The 18,408-nt window shown below is 65.0% G+C and carries 14 protein-coding genes; 11 read left to right on the top strand and 3 right to left on the bottom strand.

All coding sequences use genetic code 11. The features are described 5' to 3' along the window. Positions 1–130 precede the first annotated feature (130 nt). Positions 131–358 (bottom strand): hypothetical protein, encoded by a 228-nt coding sequence (locus QZY48_RS12930; protein ID WP_295431266.1) that lies wholly within the window; start codon positions 356–358, stop codon positions 131–133. A 129-nt stretch (positions 359–487) separates the two neighbouring features. Between QZY48_RS12930 and QZY48_RS12925 the strand changes: the two genes are divergently transcribed. The 6 genes from QZY48_RS12925 to QZY48_RS12900 all read left to right on the top strand — a co-directional run bounded on the left by QZY48_RS12925 (position 488) and on the right by QZY48_RS12900 (position 7,887). After that, complete coding sequence (locus tag QZY48_RS12925) at positions 488–1,057, top strand: hypothetical protein (protein WP_295431265.1); 570 nt, start codon at positions 488–490, stop codon at positions 1,055–1,057. Between the two features lie 101 nt (positions 1,058–1,158). Further along, positions 1,159–2,121 carry an ABC transporter ATP-binding protein gene (locus tag QZY48_RS12920; RefSeq protein ID WP_295431264.1) on the top strand — a complete coding sequence of 321 codons (963 nt, stop codon included), beginning with the start codon at positions 1,159–1,161 and terminating at the stop codon, positions 2,119–2,121. Beyond that, the gene (locus tag QZY48_RS12915; protein ID WP_295431263.1) at positions 2,114–5,032 is read left to right on the top strand and encodes a Gldg family protein; all 2,919 of its coding nucleotides are present in this window, start codon (positions 2,114–2,116) and stop codon (positions 5,030–5,032) included. Before QZY48_RS12920 ends, QZY48_RS12915 begins: the two co-directional genes overlap by 8 nt. A gap of 3 nt (positions 5,033–5,035) precedes the next feature. Then, positions 5,036–6,241, top strand: a complete 1,206-nt coding sequence (locus QZY48_RS12910) for a DUF4340 domain-containing protein (RefSeq protein ID WP_295431262.1) — start codon at positions 5,036–5,038, stop codon at positions 6,239–6,241. A 701-nt stretch (positions 6,242–6,942) separates the two neighbouring features. Beyond that, entirely contained in the window at positions 6,943–7,551 is a 609-nt protein-coding gene (locus tag QZY48_RS12905; RefSeq protein WP_295431261.1) for an outer membrane beta-barrel protein, read from the top strand. A 156-nt stretch (positions 7,552–7,707) separates the two neighbouring features. Further along, complete coding sequence (locus QZY48_RS12900) at positions 7,708–7,887, top strand: PLDc N-terminal domain-containing protein (protein WP_295431267.1); 180 nt, start codon at positions 7,708–7,710, stop codon at positions 7,885–7,887. A 194-nt stretch (positions 7,888–8,081) separates the two neighbouring features. Here QZY48_RS12900 and QZY48_RS12895 read toward each other — a convergent pair whose 3' ends face one another. Continuing rightward, complete coding sequence (locus tag QZY48_RS12895; RefSeq protein WP_295431260.1) at positions 8,082–8,333, bottom strand: CopG family ribbon-helix-helix protein; 252 nt, start codon at positions 8,331–8,333, stop codon at positions 8,082–8,084. A gap of 755 nt (positions 8,334–9,088) precedes the next feature. Between QZY48_RS12895 and dndC the strand changes: the two genes are divergently transcribed. Genes dndC through QZY48_RS12870 form a run of 5 tightly spaced genes read left to right on the top strand, consistent with a single transcriptional unit; the run spans position 9,089 to position 16,038 of the window. Next, entirely contained in the window at positions 9,089–10,417 is a 1,329-nt protein-coding gene (gene dndC, locus QZY48_RS12890) for a DNA phosphorothioation system sulfurtransferase DndC (RefSeq protein WP_295431259.1), read from the top strand. Beyond that, positions 10,414–12,453 carry a DNA sulfur modification protein DndD gene (dndD, locus tag QZY48_RS12885; RefSeq protein WP_295431258.1) on the top strand — a complete coding sequence of 680 codons (2,040 nt, stop codon included), beginning with the start codon at positions 10,414–10,416 and terminating at the stop codon, positions 12,451–12,453. The genes dndC and dndD overlap by 4 nt, the downstream gene beginning before the upstream one ends. After that, positions 12,453–13,922, top strand: a complete 1,470-nt coding sequence (locus QZY48_RS12880; protein WP_295431257.1) for an FtsK/SpoIIIE domain-containing protein — start codon at positions 12,453–12,455, stop codon at positions 13,920–13,922. Before dndD ends, QZY48_RS12880 begins: the two co-directional genes overlap by 1 nt. A 3-nt stretch (positions 13,923–13,925) precedes the next feature. Then, positions 13,926–15,140 (top strand): AAA family ATPase, encoded by a 1,215-nt coding sequence (locus tag QZY48_RS12875; protein WP_295431256.1) that lies wholly within the window; start codon positions 13,926–13,928, stop codon positions 15,138–15,140. 25 nt (positions 15,141–15,165) lie between these two features. Continuing rightward, positions 15,166–16,038: a hypothetical protein gene (locus tag QZY48_RS12870; RefSeq protein WP_295431255.1), complete on the top strand. Its 873-nt coding sequence runs from the start codon at positions 15,166–15,168 to the stop codon at positions 16,036–16,038. Between the two features lie 28 nt (positions 16,039–16,066). On the opposite strand, the gene uvrB is transcribed toward QZY48_RS12870, so the two are convergent. Then, positions 16,067–18,076 (bottom strand): excinuclease ABC subunit UvrB, encoded by a 2,010-nt coding sequence (gene uvrB, locus QZY48_RS12865; protein ID WP_295431254.1) that lies wholly within the window; start codon positions 18,074–18,076, stop codon positions 16,067–16,069. Positions 18,077–18,408 lie beyond the last annotated feature (332 nt).

Here is an 18,408-nt window from a genome sequence, read left to right as displayed (position 1 = left end):
TCGACCTCCGGTTGAGGGGGCCGGTCGGCCCCACCGGAGGTCGAGGCTTCAGCCGGACGACCCCGCGCCGCGGCCGGCGCGGCCTGCGGCTGGGACCTGCCCCCGGCCGCGGCGTGAGACCGGCACCGGCTCAGGCCGATTCGGCAAGTTCCAGGCGCCGTTCGACCCGCTCCAGTCGCCGGGTGAGGTCGTCGATCCGATCATGGCTGGCGGGCAGGCTCGTCAGCAAGCCGCCCAGGTGTTGCTCCTGTGCGGTCATGCGCGGTTCCAGATCGATCATGCACCCCTCCATGCGACCGAGCCGCGCCTGGATGTCGCGCAGGATGGGCAGGACAAGACGTTGGATGTCGTCGGCCATCGGGATGGCTCCTGGTCGGTTGGACCTTGAATGCCAGAGTATAGTGGTGAAGGCTGGGCAAGTGTAGCCTGGCCGTCGGGCCGCACGAGAACTGTTATCGAAACCTGAAACGCTGACCGGCGCCCGCCGGTGATACGATCCCTTGGCGCTCAACTCGCAGGATTCGCCGGATGTTCAACCCGCACCGCTCGCGCTGGATACTGGCTCGCCCGCGGCCGGCTGCTGCCGCTGCTCGACGGGCTGGACGAGGTGGCCGAGGCCCACCGTCCGGCCTGTGCCGATGCGATCAACGCCTTTCACACGGAACACCCCGGGGTCAGCCTGGTCGTCACCTGCCGCACCGCCGAGTACCGGGAGCTGCCCGGCGCACTCCAGCACGGGGACGCGATCCGGCTGCTGCCGCTGGAGCGCGAGCAGATCGAGGGCTACTTGCAGGGCGCGAGCCCGGCCCTGGACGGGCTGCGCCAGGCGATGGCTCAGGACCGCTGGCTGGCCGAGATGGCGACCTCACCCTTTTGGGGCCGCGATCATGGTTCCGGGCAGCGATGCGCAGTTGGAGTCCAAGTCTTCAGACGACTGACAACCGGAGCCGCACTGGGGCCCACCGGGCAGCAGGGTCTTCCCGCGGCCTCGTCGCGGCGGGACGCCGCTCCCACGGGGGAGGCGGCCGCACGGAAACCTGAACATTTGGTCACTTGACCCTGCCCGCCCTGCTGTTGACGCTACGCCCCCTTAACAGTGCGGCCGGTCTGTCCCGCGGACCCGGCTACCAATCAAAAGAACCAGACACGGGAGTCAACATGATCGAGGTTCGGAACTTAAGTCGCAGTTACGGCGACCTCAAGGCGGTGTCGGGGGTCTCCTTCGACATCGACCACGGTGAGATCGTCGGGCTGCTCGGCCACAACGGGGCCGGGAAGACCACCATCATGAAGATGCTGACCGGGTATCTCGAGCCGAGCGGCGGGACCGTCCGCATCGACGGCCTGGACCTCGCCGAGCACCGCCGCGAGGTCCAGCGCCGGGTCGGCTACCTGCCGGAGAACTGCCCCCTGTACCCGGAGCAGACGGTGCTGGACGCGCTCGAGTACCAAGCGGTGCTGCACGCCCTTCCCGGCGGTGCGCGCCCGGCCGCTATCCGCCGGGCGGTGGAGCGCACGGCCCTGGAGGCCAAGGCGAGCGCCCAGGTGGCAACCCTGTCGCGCGGTTACCGGCAGCGCCTGGGGGTGGCACTGGCGATCCTGCACTCACCGAAGATCCTGATCCTGGACGAGCCCACCAACGGCCTGGACCCGACCCAGATCCAGCACATGCGCGAACTGATCCAGGAACTGGCCCGGGACGCCACCGTCATCGTCTCCACCCATATCCTCCAGGAGGTCGAGGCGGTCTGCGCCCGGGTGCTGATCATGAGCGGCGGGCGCCTGGCGCTCGACAGTCAACTCGCGGCCGTCGGGCGCAGCCCGCGGCTCCTGGTGACCCTGGACCGCACCGCGGGTGAGGCGCAGCCGATGCTGGGCGCGCTGCCCGGGGTGAGCGCCGTGACGCTGCTGGACTCGGACGCGCAGTTGCACCGCTTTGCACTAACGGTGGCCGATGCCGGGGCCGCGGCGCCGGCGCTCGCCCGCGCCGTCGGGGCCCAGGGCTGGGACCTGTTCGCCCTGGAGCCGGAGCGCCGCGACCTGGAGGCCCTGTTCCGGGCCGTCTCCGATTCCGCCGCCCTCACGGGCACCGCCGCACCCAAGGAGGCCGTCCATGTCTGACATCCTGCGAATCGCGCGCAAGGAGCTGGCCGCCTTCTTCGGCTCTCCGGTCGCCTATATCTTCATCGGCAGCTTTCTGGCCGTGTGCCTGTTCGTCTTCTTCTGGGTCTCGGCCTTCTTCGCCCGCAACATCGCCGACACCCGCCCGCTCTTCGAGTGGATGCCGGTGCTGCTGATCTTCCTGTGCGCGGCACTCACCATGCGCCTGTGGAGCGAGGAGCGGCGCGCCGGGACGCTCGAGACCCTGCTGACGCTGCCGGTGCCCACCTGGCGCCTGGTGGCGGGCAAGTTCCTGGCGGCCTTGACGCTGGTCGCGATCGCACTGGCACTGACGCTGCCGCTGCCGTTGACGGTGGCGGTGCTCGGACCGCTCGACTGGGGTCCGGTGGTCGGCGCCTATGTGGCGACCCTGATGCTGGCGGCGGCCTATCTGGCGATCGGGCTCTTCGTCTCGTCGCGCACCGACAATCCCATCGTGGCCCTGATCGGCAGCGTGCTGGTGTGTGCCCTCTTCTATCTGCTGGGCTCCGACGCCCTGACCAACCTCTTCGGCAATCGGGGCGGTGAGGTCCTGCGCCTCTTGGGCAGCGGGTCGCGCTTCGACTCCATCACCCGCGGGGTCATCGACCTGCGTGACCTCTATTACTATCTGAGCATCGTCGGCACCTTCCTGGCGCTCACCGTCTACAGCCTCGAGCGGCTGCGCTGGGCCCCGGATACGGATCGACCCGAAGGGCATCGCCGACTGACCCTGATCACGGGGCTGGCCGTCGCCAACCTGCTGGCCGCCAACCTGTGGCTCACCAGCGTGGACGGGGCGCGCACCGACCTGACCCAGGGCCGGGTCTACAGCATCTCGGACGCCACCCGGACCTATCTCGGGCAGCTCCAGGAACCGCTGCTGATCCGCGGCTATTTCAGCGCCCAGACCCATCCCCTGCTGGCCCCCCTGGTGCCGCAGATCCGCGACCTGCTGAAGGAATACCAGATCGCCGGCGGCGGCCGGGTGCGGGTCGAATTCGTCGACCCGGCGGACCATCCGGACCTGGAGCGCGAGGCCGGTGAGCAGTACGGCATCCACCCGGTCGCCTTCCAGACCGCGAGCAAGTACCAGGCGGGGGTGGTCAACTCCTACTTCGATTTGGTGGTGAAGTACGGCGACCAGTTCGAGCACCTGGGCTTCCAGGACCTGATCGAGGTCAAGGTGCGCGGGGAGACCGAGCTGGACGTGCGCCTGCGCAACCCCGAGTACGACCTGACCCGCGCCATCAAGAAGGTCCTCTACGGCTATCAGGGCGGCGGCGACCTGTTCGCCGGGCTCAAGGCGCCGGTGAAACTGCGCGCCTTCGTCTCGGCCCCGGCCCAGTTGCCCGCGCCCCTGCCAACGCTGCGCACCGAGCTGGAGGCGCTGCTTAATGAGCTGCAGGCCAAGTCCAACGGCCGCTTCAGTTTCGAGGTCCAGGACCCGGGGGCCGACAAGGCCCTGGCACGCGCAATCGAGGAGCGCTACGGCTTCAAGCCGCTGGTGGTCGACCTGCTCAAACCCACCCCCTTCTATTTCTACCTGGCCCTGGAGTCCAATGGGCGAACCGAGTCCGTGCCGCTGCCCGAGTCACTGGACAAGGCGGGGCTCCAACGCACCATCGAGGCCGGGATCAAGCGCTTCGCCCCCGGCGTCCTGCGCACGCTCGCGGTCTACACCCCGCCCCAGATCCCCGGTGAGTTCGGGATGCCGGCGGCCCGCGGGCCCGCCTACGGCCAACTGGAGCAGCGCCTGCGCGACGGCTTCACCCTGCAGGAGACGGATCTCAAGTCCGGCCAGGTGCCGGCGGACGCGGACCTGCTCCTGGTCCTGGGGCCCGAGAATCTGGACCAGAAACAGCAGTTCGCCATCGACCAGTTCCTGATGCAGGGGGGCACGGCGCTGGTCGCCGCGGCGACCTTCAAGGTCGACCTGGGCCGCGGGGGCATCAGCGCCCGGCCCCAGGCGACAGGGCTGGAGGATTGGCTCGCGACCCAGGGGCTGACCCTGGGCAAGTCACTGGTGCTCGACCCCCAGAACACCCCCTTCCCGATCCCGGTCCAGCGCAACCTGGGCGGCTACCTGGTGGAGGAGGTCCAGACGCTGGACTACCCCTACTTTCCGGACGTGCGCGAGGGCGGACTGGCCGCCGACTCAGGGATCACCAGCAACCTGGGCCAGATCACCATGAACTGGTCCTCGCCGATTGAGGTCGACCAGGACAAGACCAAGGGACGCACCGTCACGACCCTGATCCGGAGCTCCAGCGGTGCCTGGACCAGCGACTCCGCCACCATGCAGCCGGACTTCAAGGCCCATGGGGACCTGGGCTTCGCGCGCGGCAAGGACCGCGGCACCAAGGTCCTGGGGCTGGTGATGGAGGGGCGCTTCAACTCGGCCTTCGCCGGCCAGCCCTCGCCCCTGCTGACGGCCGTGGGCGACAAGCAGCCGCCGCCGGACGAACCGGATGAGGCCGCGGCGACACCGGGCACGCCGGACGCCAAGCCGGCGGTGGTCTCCGGGGTCATCGAATCGTCCCCGAGCTCGGCGCGGCTGATCCTGCTGGGCTCGGCGAGCTTCCTCACCGACACCGCCATCGGGCTCGCCAGCGAGGCGACCCAGACCCGCTATGACAAACCCATCGAGCTGATCCAGAACGCGGTCGAGTGGTCGCTGGAGGACCGGGGCCTGCTGGCCCTGCGCGGGCGCGGTCAGTTCAGCCGACTCCTGGTCCCGCTGAGCCGCCAGGGGCGTATCTTCTACGAGTATCTGAACTACGCCCTGGCCCTGGGCGGCGTGGGGCTCCTGTACTGGCTCGCCCGCCGGGCGCGCACCCGCCGCGACCTGGCCCAGGCGCGCTACCTCACCAATCCCGAAGGGAGGGCCTGATCCATGGACCACCATGACCGCACCACCGCGCGCGCCTGGCTCCTCGCCCTGCGCACCCCGGCCGCCTTCTACCCGGCCATCCTGCTCGGCCTCCAGATCGTCCTGGCCATTGCGCTGACCTGGGCCGCCCGCGGGACCCTGGACCCGGGCGCCGCCCAGGGCAGCCTACTCGCCTTCGACCCCAAGGCCGTCACCAGCCTGCGCATCGAAGGCGTCGGCGAGGCCGTGACCCTGGCCCGCAAGGACCAGGACTGGCTGATCCCGGAGCTCGCCGACTTCCCCGCCGAGGGGGCCAAGGTCACGGCCCTTCTCGACCGGCTCGCCGGACTTAAGCGCGTGAGCCCGGTGGCCACCAGCGCGGCGGCCCAGCAGCGGCACAAGGTGGCCGACGACGGCTTCGAGCGCAAGGTCACCCTGAAGGCCGGGGACCAGACCCTCGTCACCCTGCTGCTGGGAGACTCACCGGGCTTCAAGCGCCAGTTCGCCCGCCCGGCCGGGGACCCGGCGGTCTATGACCTGGACCTGCCGCTCTTTGAGGTCGGCAACCGCCGGGACGACTGGCTGCGGCGCGACCTGCTCCAGGTCGATCAGGACCAGATCACCGGTGTCGCCACCGCCGACTGGAAGCTGACCAAGGAGAAGGACGCCTGGGGCCTTGCGGGCACCACCGACAAACCGGACCCCGCCGCCGTCATCAACCTGCTGGGCCGGATCGGCGCCCTGGGCTACCGCGGCGTGCTGGGGAGCGAAGACAAACCGGAGTACAATCAGGCGGCCCCCACCCTGGAACTGACAGTGCAACTGACCGGCAGCGCCAACCGCGTCTATCGGATCTCCCAGGCCAAGGACAGCAAGGACTGGATCCTCAAGGCCGCGGACCGGCCTTGGTACTTCAAGCTCTCCGCGTCTGACCTGGAGGGGATCGCGGGTCTTGACCGCGACCGGCTCCTGGGGCTGACCCCGCCGACCGCCCCGCCCGCCGCGGGCGGCCAGGACCAGGAGACGGGCGACGCGACAGCGGGGGAAGACGCCGCCGCGGTCGATGAGCAGGCCCCGCAGGACCCCGAGGCCCAGCGGGAGGCCGAACAGGCGGCCGCCGCGGTGGACCTGGATGACGCGTCCGCCCCGGAAGATACCGATGAAGGCGCGGCCCCGCAGGACGCCGAAGCGGATCAGACAATGGCACCGGGCGCACCGGGCGGCCAATAGATCGCTGCGACACCAGACCCCGGACGGGGCATCAGCCCCGTTCGCAACTGGGCCTCGATCTGGAGTCCAAGGCTTCAGCCTTGGAGCGCGCCAAGGCTGAAGCCTTGGACTCCAGGCAGAGGCGACGCGCTCGGCGAGTGCGCCTTAACCTGATGGCAGTGACGCCGTAGGAGCGGCCCCCCGGCCGCGACGGGCTGCCGCGACGACCGGTGGCTGCAGCTATCATCAAGGCCCGCAACGGTGGTCCTCGCGTAGAGACAGAAGAACGCCAACGCCTGCAAGCCCTTCGGAGCAGTCCACATGTTGAGATCCGTCGTCGCGATCATCGCTGGTGTCGCGCTTGCTTGCCTGGCCGGCTGTGCATTGACCCCCGAACCCGCGGCAAGCGAAGCGAGGTCGGGCAATGTCTACAACCCCGGATACTATTCGGGTCCGGCCTACGGTTCGGGATCTTCGTCGGGCCCTTCCTACGGTTCCGGCTACGGTTATGGATCGAGTTCCGGTTACTCCGGCCCGAGTTACAGTTCGTCCTCATACTCGTCGTCGCGCGATTGCCCGGAGCGGCACAAATCGGACCACCATTCGTCAGACGCGGGTAAATCGGTAGGCGATTCGATCAGGGCCGCGGCGGCGGCCGGGGCGGCCGGGCGCTAGCCCGGGCGCGGATTCCTTCAGTTTCTCTTGGCATAATGGCGAACAACATGAATAGGTTATGCACGCTGGCCGGTCTTCCTTTCGTCATCCTCGGCCTGACGGCCCAGGCCGATGTCATCGGCGCCAACCGCATCGGGATCAACGGCTCCTATTCGACGGGCGGCGAGGTCCAGAACCCCCAAGGGGGCTTCGGGGCGCAGGGCGAGTTTGCCATCAACCGCAATTTGGGGGTCGAACTGGCGGTCGATCAGTTCAGCGACGACTCGACGGAAGACGGCATCGAGATCAAGCAGGACCTCACCACGATCGGTCTTTCGATGGTCTTTCGGGGCCAGTTCAACCAGCGCTTCGGCGGCTATGCCCTCATCGGCCTCGATTACAACATGCCGAATACGCATGTCACGCTCGACCCGGGGTATTATGGTCCGGGATGGCACGCCAGCGCGAACCTGGACGACGCCTTCGGCGGCCACTTCGGGGGCGGACTCAACCTAAGGCTTGCCGACCATGTGGAACTGTTTGTCGAATACCGCTATACGGCCCTCGAACTCAAGGGCGACCTCACCGTTACCAACGGCAACTACTCTTACACCGACCGCGTCACCGGCAACAACGATTTTGGATTGTTCAAACTCGGTGTCAATGTCGTGTTCTAGCCGCCCGCCTGACCCCGCTACCAAGCCCCGCCGCCGCTCCGGCGAAGAACGGCCCGGACGGCCGCGCCGCCGGTCGACCTCTAAGGACCGCCAATGATCAACTTCCAATGGTCTCAGCACACCCCCGGGTGGCTTCAGACCGCCTGGGGAACCTCCATGAGCATCGAAGTCGGCGGCCTGCTCGGGCTGCTCCATCTGATCCTGACGATCTACGCGATGGTCAAGATCGTACAGAGTGGTGCCGGCACCGGCTCCAAGGTTATCTGGATCGTGCTGATCCTGCTGCTGCCCGTACTCGGGCTGATCCTGTGGTTGCTGTTCGGGCCCAAGGGCTGAGCGGCACGGGGCCCCGCCTGCCGATTGTCGGGCAGCCGCCGCAAGCATCGATGATGGGCATCGCTCTCGCTCTGCCCATCCTACGTCGCTGGACGATCGCGCCCGCACCAGAGGTCGAGGCTTCAGCCGGACGGCGGCGCCGAAGGCGCTCGGGACGCGCAGATCGCGCCGCGCCTGAGGCGACCACTGCGTCTTCAAGTCGCGCCCGCACCCGTCAGCAATGCGTCCATCTCGGCCATGACGTCATCATGGTCGACCCCTTCGCCCTGATCCAAGGACGCCATGGCATCCTTGATGCCCTCGACCTGCCACGCCTGGGACTCGACATACTGGCGCAAGGCGTCCTCGACGACCCAGTTACGTGTGCGGTCCATGGCGACGGCAAGCGCGGCGACCTTGTCGACAAGCTCCGGGTCGGTACGAATGGTGATACTGGTCTGAGCCATACGGCACCTCAAGTGATTGCAATGCACTCACATGCGTTTATAGCGCATGGGAACACTCGATGCCAGCCCGTGGCACCCAAGACATCTCCTTGACGCAGCTACGCCGCTTCGCTCGCTTGACTTGCACCAACTGCTGCAGAAACCCTTCCATGCGTCGAGTAAACGTTGCCGAGGCCGAGCGCGACTTGACCCGTCTGTCCGCGTTTTTCCTGTCATAATGTCGACCGTCCCAAGAAATCCCGGCAAGGCTCGACCTTTGAAACCGTGACGACGCTGGGCTATGTTCGACCCTTGGTACGCCGATCCGGCTGCCCCGCGGTGCGCCTGCGAACCAGCGAAGCCAGCCTGAACCGGCGGCATGGGTGTTTTTCGCCAGCCGTCGCAGCACACAGAGCGAGCAGGACCTTGGGTTGGACGACATGAACACGCAGCGTCAACGCTGCCCATACCGATTTCCGAGACAGACCGACCAAGCGCACGACCCCGCAATCCGCTACGCGCCTTCCCGGAAACCGCCTGCGCGCAAGCGGGCAGATTCAGCCCACTGAGAACACCCTGGAGATTTCCCTTGGAGAATGCGCGCATGACCGCCAAGCCAAGTAGTGTGGCTACAATGCTCCGCCAGCCCTTCCGTTTCGCTACCCAGAGACTTTTACGGCGGCTCGATTGCCGGATTGCAGGACGTGCCGCAGTTAACACGCAGACCCCGTGCTGCACCCCCCTTGCCTTCAGCAGCAACCATGTCAAATAGCTCGATGACTGCGCATCGGCCGCTGATTGACTCGGTTAGCCAATCGACTCTGGCGTCGCTGGAGAAACTCTATTTTGCCGATACCCGCCCCTGGATCGTTGCATTCTCGGGTGGGAAAGACTCTACGGCCGTCCTGCAACTGGTAGTTGAAATGCTGCTCGCCGTGGGCGATCGGGCGACCAAACCAGTGTTGGTTCTATCCTCCGACACCCGGGTCGAGGCACCGAATGTTGCAGCCTATGTCACCGGCGCCTTGCGCAAGATCGACGACGCAGCCACGACTCTGCGCTTGCCGCTCTGCACCCAGCTCGTGGGACCCACGGCAGCGGAGAGCTATTGGGGAAAATTGATCGGGAAGGGGTATCCGCCCCCGTCCCGCTGGTTCCGCTGGTGCACCAGCAATATGAAGATCAAGCCCTCGCGCCGTGCCATCGACGAGATCACCCGTCGGCACGGCAGTGTGATCCTGTTGCTCGGCTCGCGGATCAGCGAGAGTGCACAGCGCGGTCGGACCATGCAGGAGCGGGAGATCAACAGCCGCGGCCTCAATCCGCACCACGAGATCCCCAACGCCCTCGTGGCCACCCCCATCGCCGACTGGACGACGGACGACGTGTGGGAATATCTGGTGAGCAACCCCTGTCCCTGGGGCGGCAACCACAACTTCCTGGTATCGTTATACCGGCAGGCCGGGGGCGGTGAATGCCCAGTAGTGTTCGATCTCAACACCCCGTCCTGCGGGGGCAGCCGGTTCGGCTGCTGGACCTGTACAGTGGTCAAGGAAGACAAGTCGTTACAAGGCTTCATCCGCTCCGGCGAAGACCACTTGCAGCCGCTGGTCGTGTTCCGGGATTGGCTGATCGAACTGCGTGACAAGCCCGGTTATCGCAGCGACGTGAAACGCAACGGGAACGCCGGCCCCGGCCCCTTCCTGCCGTGCGCGCGGCAGGAGATCCTGGATGCGCTTCTGGAGTTGGAAAGAGGCATGGGTATGCCGCTCATCAGCGACGCGGAGTTGGCCTATATCCAGCACCAGTGGTCTCTGGAGTTCGACTTTCAGAATCAATTGGCCGTAGAGATCGCCGCAAAGTACGGAAGGAGGATCGCCATGCCCGACGTTGGCAAGTCTGCTCCAAGTGCCGAAGACGACCTGCTTGAGCAGGCCGCCCTGGAGGCCGGGATCAATCCGGACCTGCTGCGCCAGGCATTGGACATCCGGCGCACGGGATTTCCCTCCCTCGATAAATGGGGCGCTAAGACCCAGTTCGAGCGCGCCATCGGCGACCTGCTGGACAAGGCGGCCCGTCAGGCCGAGCAGACGGCCCCGGCATGATCCTTCAGCGCTTTTGCATCAACAACCTGTTTTCTTACCGCGGCCCCAGCGAATTCGATTTGGCACCGCCGGGAGACGGACGCAATGTAGTGTTGATCTGGGGTCGGAAAGGCTACGGCAAGACCAGCTTCCTGAACAGCCTCAAGTTGCTCTTTACCGGCGTTTCGGACGAGCTGCGCGAGACCGTGCAGCGCCGGGGCGGGCGCTTCGGCCGCCAGGAGTACCTGCTCGGGCGTGGCGATGAATGGGTCGGCGTCTTCAACCATCGCGCCCGCGCCGCTGGGGATGCCGGGTTCGGGGTTTCGCTCCTCTGGCAGGAGGCGGCGGGTTCGGTCCAGGTGGAGCGCACCTGGCAGTTGGATAAGGATGAGGCCGCCGAGACGCTCAGGGTGACGCCGAGCTTTGGAGACCCTCTGGAGGATCGCAACGGCGACCCGGAGGGCGAGGCGCGTGCATTCATCCAGGCGCGGCTGCCCGAGGCCGTGATGCCCTTCTTCATCTACGACGGGGAGAAGGTCCAGCAGATCGCGGAGGCCAACCAGGAGGGTCGACTGCGCCAGATCGAACAGTTGCTGGACCTGGCCGACATCGACCTGGTAAACGATTATCTGGGCCGCAATTTGGGCCAATGGCGCCGGGAATCCAAGGACGCGAGCCAGCACGGGATCAACTCGCTCAGGCATGAGATCCAGGCGCTGGAGGAGCGGCTGGCGGGGCTCGCGGCCGAACGCGGCGACTTGGAAGAGGAGATCGAACAGAACGACTATGCCATCAAGCGCGCCGATGTCGCCCTCCAGGCCCGGCGGCAGTTCGCCCTGCAAAGCGAGGAAGCCAAGCTCGCCGGCAAACGCGAGGGCACGGTGGCCGCCCTAGAGCAGCGCACCCAGGACTTTTTCGATGCCTTCAGCCGGGACGCGCCGCTGGTCCTGCACCCGCGACTCCTGGGGACCGCGGCACGGGAGTTGGAGAAGATTGCCGCCCATCCCAACCGGCGGCTGCGGGATGATCTGGAGCGGGTTTTCGCGGCACTGCCGGCCCGGGTCTTTTCCGATCCACCGATGCCGACGCCGCCCTTGACCCGGGAGCAGGACGACTTCCTGCGGCGCAAGCTTACCCGCGTGCTCGACAGCTATAGACCCGATGCCGCGGACCTGACCGAGGGGCTCTTTCATCTATCGCCGGCCAGGGCGGATGCACTGTTGCGGGTCGTGGAAGACTATGTCCAGAACGATCACCTGCGTACCCAGTGGTCCAAGGACCTCGCGGAGATTCGTCGGCTCAAGACCGAATTGTCCGAAATCGACCGCAAGCGCAACGATGTCGCCAATCTGGCACCGGAGGAACGGCGGCTGTTCGACGAGCGGCTAGAGGAAAAGGCCGGGCTTGCCGCACGCAACGACGAGCTAAACAGACAGATCGGCGGACTAAAGGAACAGGAGCGGGGCCTCAACACGGAGTTGGGAAAGAAGCGCGACACCTGCCGACAGGAGGAAAAGAAGGCAGTGAATGCCTCTGCCGCACGGGACAAGCTGACCCTGGGTCAGCGCCTGCAAGACGCATTGGGCATCTACAGGTCGGCACTGAAGAGCCGGCGGCGTGCGGACATAGAGCAGGCCATCAACCAGCGTTTTGCGGAGCTGATGACGTCCCACAGTCAAATCCGGCGTATTCGGGTAAACGAGGATTTTTCCCTGCACTATTTGGGTGTTCAGGATGAGCCGGTAGGAATGAGCAATATTTCGGCGGGAATGAAACAATTGGTGGCACAAGCCCTGCTATGGGGTCTCAAGGATGTATCGGGGAAGGAGGCCCCGGTGGTCGTCGACACGCCGCTGGCCCGCTTCGACCGCGGACACCAGGAGAATCTCATTACCCGTTATTACCCCCACGCTGGGACTCAGGTGATCGTGCTGCCCACGGACGCGGAACTCGACCGGGAGAAGTATGCCTTGCTCCAGCCTCACGTCTATCGCGAGTATTGCCTGGAAAATCCTGACGGGGACAGCACTCGCGTGCGTCCAGGAGGCTATTACTGATGGCCAAGGTCTACACGTCACGCACCGATGAGGACACCATTACCCTGGTACTGCGCAAGGGGCTCATGGCCCAGGGGCACAAATGGACGGTGTTGCGCATCGCGTTGGCCTTGTCCCTGAAACAATCGGACCCGCCCTCGGAAGCGTTCGATAACCTGGAAGGGGGTAAGGACGGCGAATACACCCTAGAGGTCCTGACCGGGCGCAGTCAAAAGGAGTCGGACGATTTCGTGGATGCCTTTCGGGTGCTGCTGTCCGCCTATCACGGCGAGGACCTGTTTGGAGAAGACGAACGCTATACGCGCCTATTGCAGCGGCACATCCGCCGGGGCTTGCGCGAGATCCAGACCTCCTGGAGGGAGTCCCACGACTTTCACGAGTTCCTGCGACAGGAGCTCCTAGCCATACCGGAGCAAGGAACAGACCTACCCACGGCAGATACAGGAGGCCTCGTCCATGCTCTGGAGGAGTTCGGTTTGAACGCAACGCTGCTGGACAGCCTGGAGGGCCCCCGGGTGACCCGGCATCGCGTGCTATTTTCGGACGCGGAGGATTTCGGGCGTCTGGAGCGCCGCTTGGACGACCTGGCATTTACTCTCGGTATCAAGGACGCAGGGATCTTCCTGGCCCCCGCCGGCGAACCGAAGACCGCCTGGCTGGACGTGCCCCGCCCCGCACCGCAGTGGACCAACGTCGATACTGAAATCCTCGCGGCCTGGAAGGCACCTGGCACAGGACTCCCCCTAATGCTGGGGGTGACCATCAGCGGCGACCCCGTCGTCCGGGACTTGGCAGAAGCCCCCCATGTCCTGCTGGCCGGGACCACCGGCAGCGGCAAGAGCGTCTGTCTTCACAGCATCCTGCTGTCCCTTCTCTTAAACCGGAGTCCGCGGGAACTCAAGCTGCTGCTGGTCGATCCCAAACGCGTGGAGTTGTCTCCCTATCAACGACTGCCCCATCTGCTTTCGCCCATCGTGACCGACGGCGTAGATGCAACCCGGGCTTTTCGGGGGTTGGTGAAAGAGATGGAGCAGAGAGAACAGATCCTGGCCGCCCATGGCGCCCGGGAATGGTGTGACCTCGGGGAGGGGGCACCCCCCCGCATCGTACTGGTGGTGGAAGAATTGGCCGCCCTGTTCGACCAGGCTCCGGAATCCGAAGACCCGCTGGTCCAGTTGGCCCAGAAGGCCCGTGCCGCCGGCATCCACTTGGTGCTCGCGACGCAGCGCCCCGACGCGGCAACTTTTAGCGGACTGTTGCGCGCCAACATCCCGTCGCGCATTGCACTGACCGTTCTAAAGGCAGCGGACTCGCGCATCATCCTCGATGAGGACGGGGCGGAGCGACTGCTGGGCAAGGGCGATATGCTGGTGAAGTGGCTGGGCGAGAAGGTCGTGCGTGCACACGGTTTTAATCTTCGACCAAGTGATGTCGCGAGCCTATTGCAGGGCATCGCCAAGGGGGGCTAGATCATGCCGGATGTCTTTGTCGACGAGTTTGCGCCACTGTTCCTCACCGTGGATCGGGTCGGCCCCTTCCAGGCACGCATGGAGGTGTTCGACTTCACTGACTCCAATGACGAGCCGTGCAATGCCTACCTGATGATCTCCAAGAACGGCCGGGGCAAGACCACGGTAATGGAGATGTTGGCCGCGATGATGGGAATGCTCGGAACCACGGAATGCACAAGCCTTGGTTTTGAAGCATTCGACCGCGAACGCGGGCGGGCGCAATGGGACCTGCGCGTGACCCTGCGCCAGGACGGCGTACGCGAGACCGTGATCCTATCACTCGTTGCGGGATTCATGGGCGAAGAGGCATCCCTCAGGCCTTGGGGGGAGTCTGACTGCAAGACCTACGGTGCGGTTCGCTGGTGCCGATTCGGCTTTGTCCGCAATGCCTTTAGCCGCTACTCCATGGTCGGCCGCTCTGACCCTTGGACCCAGAATTTCAATCTCCTGATTCAGTCTGCCTTAGGCGACCGTCTATCCGGCTTCGAGAGCGACGCACTGAGCTATCCGACCCTGATCTATTTCTCCGCGTATCGTAACATCGTTCGCACGCCAGACGAGGAGCGGGCGATCATTGCCCCCCGCGACTGGAATTACCGACCGGTGCATCTTTTCGATGTCGAGGGGCACGACTGGCGCGACTCGCTCGACAATCTTTTGGTGTGGCTGAAGTGGCTGGACGACGGGCGTTTCGACAAGGCGGTCGCGGTGATCAACGAGCGGGTGTTCAAGGTGGGCGATCCTACCCTAAGCGCCGGCAAGCGTCTAAAAGGTATAAGGAAAGAGCCTCCGGAGGCAATCGTCGAGTCGGACGATGGGCAGCAGCACAGGCTGGATCGGCTGTCGAGCGGAGAAAAGAGTCTGGTGCAACTTTACCTGCGTCTGGGGTCTCACATGACGCAAAACACCATCGTGCTCGTGGATGAGCCGGAAGTTCATCTGCATCGCAGTTTGCAATACGATGTATTGTATACCCTCACGAACCTTGCCCAGCAGCATTTTCCGCATGTTGCCGTGTTTCTGGCCACCCATTCCGAGCGCATGATGAAGGCGTATGCGCTGAATCAAGCCGAGCACAACCTTCGCAAAGGGGCCTACATTATCGAAACGGCCGAGGAAGAAAATCAAGCCGAACGGATTGCCGCGGACGCCGCCGCCAAGGCATCAACACAATAGACGTACAACCTGACGGGAGATCAGTATGGGAGCGGTCAAGGGCGGTGAGGCGCTAGGGAATCCGGACAGATTGGTGGCCCGCTACGGCGGCGTCCCGGTGATCTACGTGGAGTCCGATGAGGATCACTACGTTTTCGGAGAGTGCTGGTTCAAAGACCGACTGTCTCGCGTAGAGTTCCAACCGGCCGCCAGTCAGTGCGGATTCGCCGGCTGCTCCGCGGTCATTCAGGCCGTCGGCGATGAACGGGCCGCGGGAAATCCCGCCTGGGGTATCGTTGACCGGGATGTTGTGATGAGTCTAAACTTGTGGCACCTGGTGCATGAAACCGATGATACCAGGTACGAGCAGGCGAAGCCATTCGGCGCAGAGGTGAAGGTACTTCGTCTCTGGGAGATGGAGAGCTATCTCGCTGATGCGCGAGCGCTCGAGCAGTGTCGGTCAGAGTTGAGCCGGCAATCCCCGCGGCCTGTTGCAGCGGTCGATGAAGAGCTGTTGAATCACTGCCAGGCCCTTGTGCCCCATGCTGCCATGAATGCCGCGTGTCATGAGATCAGGGTGGGCGGACTGCCCGACGGAATGACCGATCGCTTTCCATCGCGCGCCGCGGTCGAAAGGAACATCGAGACCACTATCTTGCCAACCAAGCCTGAGCAGGTGGCCACGATGTACAGGAAACACCTGCCGCTGGTGGACGCCTTCGATTTAGTGGGCGCAACACCAAAGGATCGGGTCAGCAGGCTCTTGAGACGGGTAGCCGGAAAGGCTGTCCTAAAGCGCTTCAGCGCGAGTCATCACATCAACGTGGACCTGAAGGGTCTGCTCGCCAACCGCATTAAGGAACAGAACCGCGTACCGGATGAAATCACCCGCTTCGTCGAGGAGATCGCCAGTGTCTGATTCAGCGTGCCGCTGACCACCGCCACCCTCAAACCGCCAACCCCTTCCCCTGCAATTCCTTGATCTTATCCCGCACCGCCGCCGCCTTCTCGAACTCCAGGTCCTTGGCATAGCCGTACATCTCCTTTTCCAGGCTCTTGATCTTTTTCGCCATCTGCACCGGTGTGAGGTTGGCGTACTCGGCGATCTCCTCGGCTACCCGGGCATAGGCGCGGGCCGAGCGGGGGGCGCCGGGGGTGGAGCCTTCCAGGATGTCGGCGACTGACTTTCGGATGCTCTGGGGGGTGATGTCGTGGGCCAGGTTGAAGGCGGTCTGTTTGGTGCGTCGCCGCTCGGTCTCGCCGATGGCGCGCTCCATGGAGCCGGTGATGCGGTCGGCGTAGAGGATGGCCTTGCCGTTGATGTTGCGGGCGGCGCGGCCGATGGTCTGGATCAATGACCCCTCGGAGCGCAGGAAGCCCTCCTTGTCCGCATCGAGGATGGCCACCAGCGACACCTCGGGCATGTCGAGCCCCTCGCGCAGGAGGTTGATGCCGACCAGCACGTCGAATTCGCCCAGGCGCAGATCGCGGATGATCTCGACCCGCTCCACGGTGTCGATGTCCGAATGCAAATAGCGGACTTTGACCCCGTGCTCATTGAGATATTCGGTCAGGTCCTCGGCCATGCGCTTGGTGAGGGTCGTCACCAGCACCCGCTCGTGGACGGCGGCCCGCAGGGTGATCTCGGAGAGCAGGTCGTCGACCTGGGACAGGGCCGGGCGGACCTCCAGGTCCGGGTCCACCAGGCCGGTGGGGCGCACCACCTGCTCCACTACGGCCCCGCCGGAGTGGTCGAGTTCATACTGGCGCGGGGTGGCGGAGACATAGATGGTCTGGGGCTGGCGCGCCTGGAATTCCTCAAAGCGCATGGGGCGATTGTCCAGGGCCGAGGGAAGCCGAAAGCCGTAGTCGACCAGGTTCTCCTTGCGCGAGCGATCACCCCGGTACATGCCGCCGAGTTGGGGGACCGTGACGTGACTCTCGTCGATGACCACGATGGCGTTCGCCGGCAGATAGTCATAGAGGGTCGGCGGCGGCTCGCCGGGGCCGCGGCCGGAGAGATAGCGGCTGTAGTTCTCGATGCCGGAGCAATAGCCGACCTCTATCATCATCTCCATGTCGAAGATGGTCCGTTGTTCCAGGCGCTGCGCCTCGACCAGCTTGTCGTTGTCGCGCAGCCAGATCAGGCGGTCCTTCAGTTCCACCTTGATCTCGTCCACGGCATTGAGGATGGTCTCGCGCGGGGTGGCGTAGTGGGTCTTGGGGAAGACGGTGTAGCGCGGAACCTTACGCAGGACCTCACCGGTGAGTGGATCGAAGACCGACAGGGCCTCGATCTCGTCGTCGAACAGCTCGATCCGCACCGCCTCCTCGTCGGACTCGGCCGGGTGTATGTCAATCACATCGCCGCGCACCCGGTAGGTGCCGCGGGTCAGTTCGATCTCATTGCGGCGGTATTGCAGGTCCGCCAGGCGCCGCAGCAGGGCGCGCTGGTCGATGACATCACCGCGCGTCAGGTGCAGGACCATCCTGAGATAGGCATCCGGGTCGCCCAGGCCGTAGATGCTCGAGACGCTCGCCACGATGATGACGTCCGGGCGCTCCAACAGGGCCTTGGTCGCCGACAGGCGCATCTGCTCGATATGTTCGTTGATCGATGAGTCCTTCTCGATATAGGTGTCGGAGGCCGGGATATAGGCCTCGGGCTGGTAATAGTCGTAATAGGAGACGAAATATTCCACCGCGTTGTGCGGAAAGAAGTCGCGCATCTCGCCATAGAGCTGGGCCGCGAGGGTCTTGTTCGGCGCCAGGATCAGGGCCGGGCGCTGGATCTGCGCAATGACATTGGCGATGGTGAAGGTCTTGCCGGAACCGGTGACGCCCAGCAGGGTCTGGGCCGCCTCCCCGTCGTTGAGACCCGCGACCAGGCGGCGGATCGCCTCCGGCTGGTCACCGGCGGGGGCGAACTGGGCGACCAACTGGAAGGGTTTGGACATCGGGGACCTCGGGTTGCCCGGGTGGGGGCGGCGCGCGTTGCGTGTCTTGAAGATAATTGGGAGTCGCGGCGTCCGACCCAAGGCCGGGGACCGACCCGCCGTGCCGGCCCCCACCGTGATCTTGCCCGCCGGGCGGCCGCCAATCGAAAACCGGAGGAAACGCTGTCCGAAGGCACGCGGGTGCGATCAGAACTGATGTTTTAACGCACATCTCGTAGGGTATGCATCGCGTGCCCGCCAAACTGCGGCGACCGCCGGAGCCGGGTACGCGATGCGCCTGCAGCTACCGGACGTTCCCACGGACCGGGCGTCGTTGTCGTTGTCGTTGTCGT

The organism is uncultured Thiodictyon sp. (assembly GCF_903828115.1).
GTDB lineage: Bacteria > Pseudomonadota > Gammaproteobacteria > Chromatiales > Chromatiaceae > Thiodictyon.
The sequence above is the reverse complement of the archived record's forward strand: the minus strand, read 5'-3'. Positions and strand labels throughout refer to the sequence as shown.

Coding starts and splice junctions, on each gene's coding strand:
- QZY48_RS12930 (WP_295431266.1), bottom strand. CDS start 358: ATGGCCGACGACATCCAACGTCTTGTCCTGCCCATCCTGCGCGACATC.
- QZY48_RS12920 (WP_295431264.1), top strand. CDS start 1,159: ATGATCGAGGTTCGGAACTTAAGTCGCAGTTACGGCGACCTCAAGGCG.
- QZY48_RS12915 (WP_295431263.1), top strand. CDS start 2,114: ATGTCTGACATCCTGCGAATCGCGCGCAAGGAGCTGGCCGCCTTCTTC.
- QZY48_RS12910 (WP_295431262.1), top strand. CDS start 5,036: ATGGACCACCATGACCGCACCACCGCGCGCGCCTGGCTCCTCGCCCTG.
- QZY48_RS12905 (WP_295431261.1), top strand. CDS start 6,943: ATGAATAGGTTATGCACGCTGGCCGGTCTTCCTTTCGTCATCCTCGGC.
- QZY48_RS12900 (WP_295431267.1), top strand. CDS start 7,708: ATGAGCATCGAAGTCGGCGGCCTGCTCGGGCTGCTCCATCTGATCCTG.
- QZY48_RS12895 (WP_295431260.1), bottom strand. CDS start 8,333: ATGGCTCAGACCAGTATCACCATTCGTACCGACCCGGAGCTTGTCGAC.
- dndC (WP_295431259.1), top strand. CDS start 9,089: ATGACTGCGCATCGGCCGCTGATTGACTCGGTTAGCCAATCGACTCTG.
- dndD (WP_295431258.1), top strand. CDS start 10,414: ATGATCCTTCAGCGCTTTTGCATCAACAACCTGTTTTCTTACCGCGGC.
- QZY48_RS12880 (WP_295431257.1), top strand. CDS start 12,453: ATGGCCAAGGTCTACACGTCACGCACCGATGAGGACACCATTACCCTG.
- QZY48_RS12875 (WP_295431256.1), top strand. CDS start 13,926: ATGCCGGATGTCTTTGTCGACGAGTTTGCGCCACTGTTCCTCACCGTG.
- QZY48_RS12870 (WP_295431255.1), top strand. CDS start 15,166: ATGGGAGCGGTCAAGGGCGGTGAGGCGCTAGGGAATCCGGACAGATTG.
- uvrB (WP_295431254.1), bottom strand. CDS start 18,076: ATGTCCAAACCCTTCCAGTTGGTCGCCCAGTTCGCCCCCGCCGGTGAC.